The organism is Microcoleus sp. D3_18a_C4 (assembly GCF_036702415.1).
Classification (GTDB): domain Bacteria; phylum Cyanobacteriota; class Cyanobacteriia; order Cyanobacteriales; family Microcoleaceae; genus Microcoleus.
This window is the reverse complement of sequence record NZ_JAUBTI010000064.1, coordinates 30,241-41,083: the sequence shown is the minus strand read 5'-3', so window position 1 is coordinate 41,083 and position 10,843 is coordinate 30,241. Positions and strand designations below refer to the sequence as shown.

The 10,843-nt window shown below is 46.1% G+C and carries 8 protein-coding genes and 1 pseudogene; 6 read left to right on the top strand and 3 right to left on the bottom strand.

The window, feature by feature from the left end; genetic code table 11:
* Window positions 1–83 precede the first annotated feature (83 nt).
* Both QUB16_RS22940 and QUB16_RS22935 read right to left on the bottom strand, forming a co-directional pair.
* On the bottom strand, window positions 84–701 hold the full coding sequence (locus QUB16_RS22940) for a Uma2 family endonuclease (RefSeq protein ID WP_333319689.1): 618 nt from the start codon (window positions 699–701) through the stop codon (window positions 84–86).
* A gap of 534 nt (window positions 702–1,235) precedes the next feature.
* Window positions 1,236–1,451 (bottom strand): annotated as a pseudogene (locus QUB16_RS22935) (Uma2 family endonuclease); the annotation flags it as partial.
* 13 nt (window positions 1,452–1,464) lie between these two features.
* On the opposite strand from QUB16_RS22935, the gene QUB16_RS22930 reads away from it, so the two are divergent.
* From QUB16_RS22930 to QUB16_RS22920, 3 genes are all read left to right on the top strand, one after another.
* On the top strand, window positions 1,465–1,596 hold the full coding sequence (locus QUB16_RS22930) for a hypothetical protein (RefSeq protein ID WP_333319688.1): 132 nt from the start codon (window positions 1,465–1,467) through the stop codon (window positions 1,594–1,596).
* A 98-nt stretch (window positions 1,597–1,694) separates the two neighbouring features.
* Window positions 1,695–3,905 carry a Tex family protein gene (locus tag QUB16_RS22925; RefSeq protein WP_333319686.1) on the top strand — a complete coding sequence of 737 codons (2,211 nt, stop codon included), beginning with the start codon at window positions 1,695–1,697 and terminating at the stop codon, window positions 3,903–3,905.
* Window positions 3,906–3,998: 93 nt separating this feature from the next.
* Window positions 3,999–4,583 (top strand): Uma2 family endonuclease, encoded by a 585-nt coding sequence (locus QUB16_RS22920; protein WP_333319684.1) that lies wholly within the window; start codon window positions 3,999–4,001, stop codon window positions 4,581–4,583.
* Window positions 4,584–5,173: 590 nt separating this feature from the next.
* Here the strand turns inward: QUB16_RS22920 and QUB16_RS22915 are convergent.
* Window positions 5,174–6,253 carry a PIN/TRAM domain-containing protein gene (locus tag QUB16_RS22915; RefSeq protein ID WP_333319683.1) on the bottom strand — a complete coding sequence of 360 codons (1,080 nt, stop codon included), beginning with the start codon at window positions 6,251–6,253 and terminating at the stop codon, window positions 5,174–5,176.
* Between the two features lie 399 nt (window positions 6,254–6,652).
* Here QUB16_RS22915 and hemW point away from each other — a divergent pair, with 399 nt between their 5' ends.
* The 3 genes from hemW (at window position 6,653) to QUB16_RS22900 (ending at window position 10,700) form a co-directional block, all read left to right on the top strand.
* Window positions 6,653–7,996 (top strand): radical SAM family heme chaperone HemW, encoded by a 1,344-nt coding sequence (gene hemW / locus QUB16_RS22910; RefSeq protein ID WP_333319681.1) that lies wholly within the window; start codon window positions 6,653–6,655, stop codon window positions 7,994–7,996.
* Window positions 7,997–8,597: 601 nt separating this feature from the next.
* Window positions 8,598–8,870, top strand: a complete 273-nt coding sequence (locus QUB16_RS22905) for a DUF1830 domain-containing protein (RefSeq protein ID WP_333319679.1) — start codon at window positions 8,598–8,600, stop codon at window positions 8,868–8,870.
* Between the two features lie 264 nt (window positions 8,871–9,134).
* Entirely contained in the window at window positions 9,135–10,700 is a 1,566-nt protein-coding gene (locus tag QUB16_RS22900) for an FAD-dependent oxidoreductase (RefSeq protein WP_333319677.1), read from the top strand.
* Window positions 10,701–10,843 lie beyond the last annotated feature (143 nt).

The window sequence follows — 10,843 nt, the reverse complement described above, 5'->3', positions numbered from 1 at the left end:
CGTCCAAAAAGGACGGGCGGGACGCCCATCCCACAATAACAATTAAAATTGTAAGTTATTTAATTCGCGATCCTTAGTCGTCTTTAACCGTTTAAAAATCGATCGGGATCGATGCCAGATTCCCGCAGCCGCCGAATTAAAGACTGCAATTGAGCTTCCGCTGACTCGGCCCGCTGCCGTTGCTGTTCCGCTTCAGTCAGAATCCAATTGCCATCAACATCATACCAGCGCAACCACAGTCGATCGATTCCCTGGAACTCGCCTTGCCACAAACCCAAGCCCAGACTTAGATCAGCAATCCACACTCGCGAGTCAGGCAATTCTAATTCTTGATAGTGTCCGCCCTTCAATTCAAACACTCGCAATTTGTTAGTATAGCGACTGAAAACTGCATAAATAGGAACCCGCAAAATTTGCTCGTAAACCTCCCATTTTCTAGGCGGTTCCTCCTTCGTCTCCAGATCCAAAACTTGCCCGTTACCCGCAGCGTTTCCCGACTGAGGTGGCAACTTTTCCTCATCGGTATTGTCGCCTAAATCTTCTTTTTCTGTTCCCTGCGAAAGCAGTTCTACAATTACAAAAGGATTCACACCTTCCTGCCAAGTAACATAACTCATCCGCAGTTCGGAGCGATCGTAAAGTCGGGGAACTCCCACAACTCCCAACCAATCCGGGCGCTTGTGCCACAGAGTGTGATGCACGTCATATTGACACTCCCCTGGCTGAAGCCGAGGGGATTCTTAATTCAGCGACTGACCTTAAAATGTTCTGTCCTCACGGCAATACTTAAACTTTTCAACCGTGGAGTACCACCAATTGACGAGTCCAATTCAGAAACACTCTCTTGGGATCTATCTCCAAAAGCGTACTAGAATATTTATCTAGAGTTTGGGTATGCCCTACCCTACTTAACAATTCCCAGTAGACAAGTTTATGTTTGCTGGATTGAAACCTACATTTTCGGTTTCGGCTGTTTAGAGTGTTTTCGCCGCACTTTGTCCCCCAGTTCATGCCTAAAAGTGTGTCTTAACTGTTTCACTTCGGACAAAGGAGTTTAACCTTGACTGTCTTAGTCTACCATATTGTCCCGTCTTGTCCAACTTTTTAAGAAAGTTTTTTGAATTAAAAAGATTGAATTTTAGATTCAGGATTGAGGTAAAGAGAACAGGCAGGATAAATCCTGCAACGCCCTTTCATTCCCGGACTGAAGTCACGGGGTTTTCAGGGTATTCCTTATAAAGGTTCATGTCGGTGCCGCTAAATATCTCAGAAGCCGGATAATTCCGAGGTCGAAACGTCAGGCTCAACAACTGCGGCTGCAAATCGTGAAATTCGTCAGGCAAACCAGGTTCCTCCGGGTCTTCGCTGGGTAAATCGTACATCGTCGGCAGCGTTTCTCTGGGCGATCGCGGCGGATCGGTTTGCGGCACAGGATATTTAAAAGGCAACATATAATATTGAGAAATGACTGCATTTATGCTAACATCACGGGAGCATCCCAATCAGGCTTTCACAGGAGTGCAAGCCCTAGAGCTAGAAGCGAGAGATATCGGCTTTGCCGTGCGGGACGATCGCACTCCTAGAAAGCAATTCTAACAAAAATGGGATGATTCCCTTTTCTTCCTCTCGTCTGTGAAGTTAATCTAAAATCTAAAATCTACAATCTAAAATTGACTGATCCGAAATTCTGCACTATGATCGACATTCCTCAACTGATTGCTCAAGAACTTTCCATCAATCTGTCTCAAGTCAATAATGCTCTGGAACTTTTCGCAGAGGGAGCAACTATTCCGTTTATTGCCCGCTACCGCAAAGAACGCACGGATTTGCTGAATGAAATTCAGTTGCGAGATATCTCCGATCGCTTCACCTATTTGACGGAAATTGAAGAGCGCAAAAAGTCGATTTTAGAGACGATTAGCTCTCAAGGGAAACTCACTGAAGAACTGCAAGCTAAAATCGAATCGTGTTTGCAAAAAAACGAACTCGAAGACCTTTATCTGCCTTACAAACCCAAGCGGCGGACGCGAGCGACAATTGCTAGGGAAAAAGGTTTGGAACCGCTGGCGAATTTTATCAAAAGTCTGAACTTGCCGACGGCTAAACCAGCAGACTTGGATGCGGAAGCTGCTAAATATATTTCGGAAGAAAAGGGAGTTAAAACAGCAGAAGAAGCTCTCAAAGGTGCTGCGGATATTTTGGCGGAAGCGGTTTCGGAAAAAGCTGAATTGCGGGCTTATTTGCGAGAGTTTTTGATGAAAACAGGAGTTTTTGTATCAAAAATTAAAGATGATTTCCCGGAAGGAAGCACTAAATTTGAAATGTACCGCAATTATCAAGTTGCAGCGAGAAGCGTTCAGTCGCACAATATGTTAGCGCTGTTTCGGGGGGAAACGGAAGGGGTTTTAGATTTGGAATTGGCTTTTGATGAATCCGCCGTGATGGCTTATTTGGAAGGTCAGGAAATTAGAACTAGGATACCGTTCGTTAAAGAGTTTTATCGATCGACTTTGAAGGATGCCTTCAACCGACTGATGAAGACTTCGTTAATTACAGAAGTACGATCGCACAACAAAGCCGTTGCTGATATCGAGTCGATCGCTACTTTTGAAACCAACCTCCGCGAGTTGCTGCTGTCGGCGCCGGCGGGAATGAAACCGACACTGGCGATCGATCCGGGATTTCGCACGGGGTGCAAAGTTTCCGCCCTCGATGAAACCGGGCAATTTTTAGAATATCAAGCAATTTTTCCCCACCAAGCGGCCGCTCAGCGACAGCAAGCTGGTAAAATTGTCAAGCATTTAATTGAAAAGTATAAAATTGAATTAATCGCGATCGGCAACGGTACAGCTTCCCGCGAAACAGACGAATTTGTTTCGGAAGTTTTGGCCCAAATGGACAGGAAACCGATTAAAGTCATGGTGAATGAATCCGGTGCATCGATTTATTCCGCAAGCGAAGTGGCGATCGCCGAATTTCCCGACCTCGACATCACCGTCCGCGGCGCAGTCAGCATCGGACGGCGCTTGCAAGACCCCCTCGCCGAACTCGTGAAAATCGACCCGAAATCCATAGGAGTCGGTCAATACCAGCACGACGTTGACCAAAAACTGCTCAAAAAGAAACTCGACGAAACAGTCGAAAGCTGCGTGAATTACGTCGGAGTTGACTTAAACACAGCCTCCAAAGAACTGCTGACATTTGTATCAGGAATGACGGCAACAGTTGCTAAAAATATCGTTAATTACCGCAACGAAAACGGCGCATTTAAAAATCGCCGCCAACTCCTGAAAGTTCCCAAACTCGGCCCAAAAGCTTTTGAACAAGCAGCCGGCTTTCTCCGCATTCGCGGCGGCGAAAACCCCCTGGACAATACAGCAGTTCATCCAGAAAGTTATCCTGTAGTGCAGGCGATCGCCAAAGATTTAGACTTGCCGCTGACAGCAATAACAGAAATTTCGGAAAAAATCAAGACTGTAAATATTAAGAAATATGTCACAGAGAAAGTCGGAGAACCAACACTCCGAGACATTATTTCCGAACTAGAAAAACCCGGAAGAGACCCGCGCGCCGAGTTTAAATATGCTACTTTCCAAGCAGGAATCAAAGAAATCTCCGATTTGCAAGTTGGGATGGAATTAGAAGGCATAATCACGAATGTAGCTAACTTTGGAGCCTTTGTTGATGTGGGAGTACACCAAGATGGTTTGGTTCATATTTCTCAATTAGCCGATCGATTCGTGGAAGATCCGAAACAGATTGTTAAAGTCGGACAAGTTGTGAAAGTGCGGGTTTTGGAGGTGAATGAGAAGTTAAAGCGGGTTAGTTTGACGATGAAGCTGCAAGAAAAACCGCAACCGCAAAATGGCAATAGCGCGAGGCTTCCGGCCCCGCGGCGACGTTAAAACTTTGGGGAAAGGTGAAAAAGGGCGATGGCGTCCCGCTTGCAGCCCGTGCTACGGCTATAATTATGTAATCCTCACCAACCTCAAAATTATATGGTTGCAAGTAAAAGCGACACCTATGTCTCCCCTGAAGATTATTTAGCAGGCGAGAAAGTCAGCCCCATCAAACACGAGTACAGACAAGGTGAAATCTATGCAATGGCAGGGGCAAAAAAAGCTCACGCCATCATTAGTCTCAATGCAGCAATTTTGCTGAGAAATCATCTTCGGGGAAGTGGCTGTATACCTTACGTGGCAGATGTAAAAGTTCGGATTGAGGCAGCAAATTGTTATTACTATCCCGATGTAGCGGTGACTTGCGATGAACGGGACAGAAATACTGCTGAAGATTTCATTCGCTATCCGCGCTTAATTGTGGAAGTTTTATCGCCGACAACAGCGGCTTTGGACAGAGGCGATAAATTTGCTGATTACCGCACTTCTGAAAGTTTGCAAGAGTATGTGTTAATCAATCAAGAAAGAGTTAGTGTAGAGTGTTTTCGCCGGAATGCAGAGGGTTTGTGGGTGCTTTATCCTTACAGTCAAGGGCAAGAAGTTCAGTTTTCTAGCGTTAATTTTAGCTGTGCGATCGAGACATTGTATGAAGATGCCACTCCAAGTCTAGTTAATTATCCATAATAATTGTTTGTAGTTAGTAGCGCATTGCGCTGGGGTTATATCAATTCCGGTTGCATCGGAATTAATATAACTCGAAATCAGGACACCGGGAGTGCCTATTAGTGTCAACAAACACGTCAAACCTGCAGTCCGACAGGGGTTAAAACCCCTGCCTCAAAGTGAAAGTCCTCTGAAGAGGACTGAAAAACTCATCAGTCCTCTTCAGAGGACTTTAGCTATTAGACAGGGACTTCAGTCCCTGGCGGACTGACGGGTGGGCGGGAAAACTGGCGGACTAAAAACTTAAGTTGACACCTATGGGCAGTGCCGTTTCCCTACAATAAATCGCCGTAGGGAAACGGCACTGCCGTGTCCTCTATATCATTCCGTTGCAGCCGGAATTGATATTATTGCTATTTTTTCTTTGTGGCTTTCCAAGTGCCACCGTAGAAGTAAAAAGGATTTTTTTTACTTACGGATTCCCAACATTTAAGACATAAAAAAAACCACTGCCCCGACTCGTCATACCGGGCGCGGTAGAGAGTCGGGGCAGATTGGGAACAACGATCGCAATATTTGATTCTGATTGCCCTGGCCATTGTTACTCTGTTTTAAACAATAACGGATTCTTGAGGACGGGCGAATATCATGCGGCCGGCGCTAGTTTGCAGGGCGCTGGTGACTACGACTCTGGCTTCGCCGCCGACATAGCTACTTCCTGCTTCTACGACAACCATTGTGCCGTCATCCAAGTAACCGATTCCCTGAGAGGGTTCTTTGCCTTCTTTGCGGATTTTTAGTTCGATCGTATCTCCCGGCAAATAAGTCGGGCGCACCGCATGAGTCAAGTCGTTGATATTCAAAACCGGCAGTTTTTGGACGGTAGCTACTTTCGATAAGTTGTAATCGTTGGTGAGCAAAATACCGTCGATATCCAAAGCGAAGCGGACTAATTTCGCATCGACTGTGGCAATATCTTCGTAGTCAGCCGAGTGAATTTGAATGCGTTCTGGATATGTTTCTTTGATGCGGTTGAGTACATCTAAGCCACGGCGTCCGCGCACTCGCTTTTGATCGTTGGCGGAATCAGCTACCAGTTGCAGTTCTTGGAGCACGAATTGCGGCACGATAATTTGACCTTCGAGGAAACCTGTTTCTAGCAGGTTTTCAATTCTGCCGTCAATAATGCAGCTAGTATCGACAACTTTGGCAGTTGCTGGTTTGAAAGTACCTTCGGCTACCAACACCGTGTCTAAGCTTTTGGGGTTTATCAGCCGCAAGAAAGCGCGGCCGTGAGTGTCGGTCAAACTGACGCCTGTGAAGCCGAACATGACGCTACCCAAGACTGCGACTAGAGGTTTGATGAAGCCGAACTCGCGGGGAATTGGCAACAGGAATAGCGGAGCCAGCATTAAGTTTGCTACTAGCAGTCCGATGATTAAGCCGATCGCCCGCGTCAGCAGCATCTCCACTGGCATATCGCGGACTTGTTTTTCCAGGCGCCGATAGGTTGTTTGAGCCACTAATCCCATCACGAAGCCGATTAATGCTCCAAACGAACCTAGTACAGAACTTAAACCTTGTATATTTGTAACTTGCTCCAGCAGCTCGGTCGGCAGGAGTTCGACTCCGTAATAGCCGATGCCTCCGCCTGCGATTATGAATGAGATTATTATGATTGCGTCTAGCATTAGTTCTAGGTTAATGAATTTATTCCCATTATATCTTTGCAGTGCTGATACTTGTTTTCATGCTTTGGTCGGATATCGCCCTATTTACTCAGGAATTTTCATAAACTTATATTTCGCGGTTGTACCCTTTGGGGGATGTGCCAGGGAGTCGCTCGGAATTTACCACGCCCCGCCGCAAGCAGGCACGAGGTGCGAATAGACCGCCCTGCGGGATGTCCGGGAATGGTGGCCGATCGAAACCGGTACGCGGTTACATTAAAAGCTCCGTAGCACGGGCGAGGGCGGGACGCCATCGTTCGCAGCGCTTTTTTGCTAATAAAATGTCATAATATACATAATTATTCATGATTGTTTAATTAAAACTTTAGATTTGAAGTTGCGCTTTCGGCTTTAGATATAATGAACCCTCCCACAGATTATTTAACATTTGAATTAAAAAAAAGTGTGCAAGCGACAAATTCCGGCATTCCTAGTTCGGCTTACCTGCACATACCTTTTTGTCGCCGCCGCTGTTACTACTGCGATTTTCCGGTTTTTGTGGTGGGCGATCGCAAAAATGGCGAGAATTCCGGCACAATCGTGCAATACGTTGCTGTACTGTGTCAAGAAATTCAAGAAACTAAAAATTTAGGCGCATCTCTGAAAACAGTTTTTTTTGGTGGCGGCACGCCTTCGCTGCTTTCTGTCAGTCAGTTGAGCAATATTTTAGAGACTCTCGACGGCAAATTTGGGATTGCTGCTGAGGCGGAAATTTCTATAGAAATAGATCCGGGTACGTTTACTTTAGAACAGTTGCGGGGATATGCAGCGGCGGGAGTAAATCGAGTTAGTTTGGGAGTGCAAGCTTTTCAGGATGAATTGCTGCAAGCTTGCGGGCGATCGCACTCTGTCGCTGATATTTTTGAAGCAGTGGAAATAGTGCGATCGGCTGGTATTGTCAATTTCAGTTTAGACCTAATTTCGGGACTGCCGCACCAAACTTTAGAAAACTGGGAAGCTTCCCTGAAATCGGCGGTGGAAATTTCCCCGACTCACCTGTCGAGTTACGACTTAATTGTTGAGCCCTTAACTGCTTTCGGGCGCTACTTTGAAGCAGGCGCGCAGCCGCTACCAGCAGATGAAACCGCTGCTGGAATGTACCGTTTAGCGCGGGAAATTCTGACGGGTGCTGGCTACGAACATTACGAAATTTCTAATTACGCTCGCGATGGCTATCAGTGCCGCCACAACCGCGTTTATTGGGAAAATCGCCCTTATTACGGTTTGGGAATGGGGGCGGCGAGTTACGTGGAAGGCCGGAGGTTGACTAGACCTCGCAAAACTCAAGAATATTATCAGTGGGTGCGATCGATCTCTGGCCTCAATTCCCCTGCTACTCTTCAAATTGGGGGGGAAACCCAGCAGGATATTTCCCCAGCAATTGAGCAAAATTTTCCAGTCTCAGAAAATGACTTTTTGTTAGAAACGCTGATGCTAGGTTTGCGTTTAGCAGAAGGAGTTAGCCTGTCGGCGCTGACTGAAAAGTTTAGTCAGCAAACGGTTGATAAAATTTGGCGTTGTTTGCAGCCCTACTGGCGGCAAGGATGGGTGGAAATTATAACGGAGGATAGGGCGAGCGCAACTTTAGGCGATGCCGCGAAACTGCCGCTTGCGGGCAATTTGAGGTTGAGCGATCCCGAAGGTTTTTTATTTTCTAATACAATTTTAGCCGATTTGTTCAGCCAGTTAGGCGAGGATAATTAGCTCTGTCTGAGGAAGTATACCCCCCGGCAAGCGCGAGTGGCAGTAAAGCCGGGGCCGCCAATGCGATCGGAAGCAAATTAAATTGCTCCCTCGCTTTATACTGTCAAAAATAATATATTTTCTATCGATCCCTAAACAAATCTTAAAGGCAAACTAAGCCTTGAGATAGAGGCCACGACTGCACTCCAGGCGTCATACTTAAGACTGAACATTTAAAAAGTAATTTAATGAACACTGTAACTATCGAGCGCAACCAAACCCAAAACCAGCCCTGCCTTCTAATTAGCGAGCGCGGGTGCAAGTCGGCTTCCAAGTGTAATTTTTGCGGTCACTACCAACAGGCAAGAGGTTCAGTTGGTCACTGTCAATTGTTGAACGCACCTGTTAGGGGAGGATGGAAATCTTGCACTTTAGCAATGCCAGCTTTTGCACCTTCTTGGGAATAGGGGGAAGGCGCTGATGTTTCGCCGGTGAAATTTATTAATTAACCCAAACAATGTAAAAAAAATCTATAATAAATTGTATTTTAACTGGGAATCTGCTATAATAAGCTTAGGCCTTTCGCGGCTCGATCGCACAATTGCACAAACAAGTTAAAAAGATGAATTTGACACTGACTCAGGTAATTTCCGAACCTCATACGCGCATTTTGTGTTGGTATCTAAATAATACTAGCAAAGTGCAAATCGCTCGCATTACAAATATTCCTAATTGGTATTTTGAGCGGACAGTGTTTCCGGGGGAACGTTTTTTGTTTGAAGCGCTGCCGGAAGCTCAGTTAGAAGTTTGCAGGAGTGCGGATACGGGTGCTATTGTGTGCGAGCGAATTTTGTGCGATCGGCTGCGAGTTGAAGAATTAAGCACGGCTGATTGAAGATAATTCCCCCGACTTACCAACGAGAGGTAGAAACCCGGTTTTTTTTCAGAAACCGGGTTTCTCTGTATGATTATAAAAACTCCGTTCGCGATCGCACTTGCGACATCATAAACCCGGTTTCTTCGTAGATTTATCATTACTAAGCCCAAAATTCGTATAAACCGGGATTCTCGCCACCCCATGCGTCAGCCCTGAAACTGTCGCAAATGTTAATCTAAGCTAAATTATAAAAAATCCACCACTCTTCAATCCTAAAACCCGATGTCCCTCACCGAACAAATCCTCTTCCAACTGCCAGGAGACGCCCTCGGAGGTCTGAGAAAAGTCGATCGACTCTGGGAAAACCTCAAACAAAACACCGCACCAACACCCCAAGCAGTCAAACACAGCCAACAACCCCTGGAAACCCTCGACTTCGACATAGTTATCGGCGGCGGAACCCTAGGAATATTAATCGGTACAGCCTTAGCCGTGCGGGGTTGGCGAGTAGCCTTGCTCGAACGCGGCACCCTGCGAGGCCGCGATCAAGAATGGAACATTTCTCGCAAAGAATTAGACGCATTCTTAGAACTAAATCTGCTATCTGTTGAAGAGATAGAAAAGGCCATCGCCACCGAATATAACCCAGCCCGCATCAGCTTTGCCAACACCCCAGACATTTGGGTGCGCGACGTACTCAACATCGGAATAGACCCAGTTTACCTCCTAGAAACCTTGAAACAGCGATTTCTCCAAGCTGGAGGAAAGCTATTTGAAAATACACCATTTAAAACAGCCACAATTTACCCAAATGGAGTCTTGGTAGAATCTGCAAATACCGAGACACAACCTGCTACAAATTTATTTAAAACCCGATTATTATTAGACGCAATGGGACATTTTTCGCCCATTGTCCGTCAAGCAAGACAAGGCAAAAAACCCGACGCCGTATGTTTAGTAGTCGGCAGTTGCGCTCAAGGATACCCCAAAAACGACACTGGCGATATATTTGCATCCTTCACCCCAATGCAAAATCAGTGCCAATATTTTTGGGAAGCATTTCCAGCCAGAGACGGCCGCACCACCTACTTATTTACCTACATAGACGCCGACACAGAAAGATTCAGTTTAGAAACATTATTTGAAGAGTATTTGCGCTTGCTTCCCCAATATCAAAACGTCGAACTCGACCAGTTAAAATTCCAAAGAGCACTCTACGGATTCTTCCCCTGCTATCGCAAAAGTCCTCTCAAAACGCCTTGGAATCGCATACTCCCAGTCGGAGACAGCAGCGGTAGCCAATCTCCCCTCAGCTTCGGCGGTTTCGGCGCAATGGTGCGCCACCTCAAACGCTTGACTCTAGGAATTGACGAAGCTTTGACAAGCGACAGTCTCAGCAAAAATTCCCTCGCACTTTTGCAACCCTACCAGCCGAATCTATCTGTCACCTGGTTGTTTCAGCGTTCGATGAGTGCTGCGATGAATCAAAAAATAGACCCCAATCAAATCAATCAACTTTTGGCTGCCGTCTTTCAGGTAATGGAAGAGTTGGGAGAACCGGTACTCAAACCGTTTCTTCAAGATATCGTGCTGTTTCCGGCTTTGTCCCAAACCCTGTTTAAAACAGCAATTAGCCATCCCGGATTAGTTATGAAAATTATCCCGCAGGTTGGAATAGCCAATTTGCTAGATTGGATGGTTCATTATGTGAATTTAGGAATTTATACGGGATTGCAGCCTTTGGGAAAAGCCGTAGAACCGCAGGTGAAAAATTTAGCACCGGAACAGCAATACTATTTTCACCGATTAGTTGAAGCGTGGCAATATGGCGCTGGAGGCGATTATTAACTGATTAACTGTGGCACGGGCATCTTGCCCGTGGCTAATATCTGAACAGGCAAGATGCCTGTTCCACAACACAATATAATTTATTGATTAATTAACTGTGGCACGGGCATCTTGCCCGTGGCGAATATATGAACAGGCAAGAT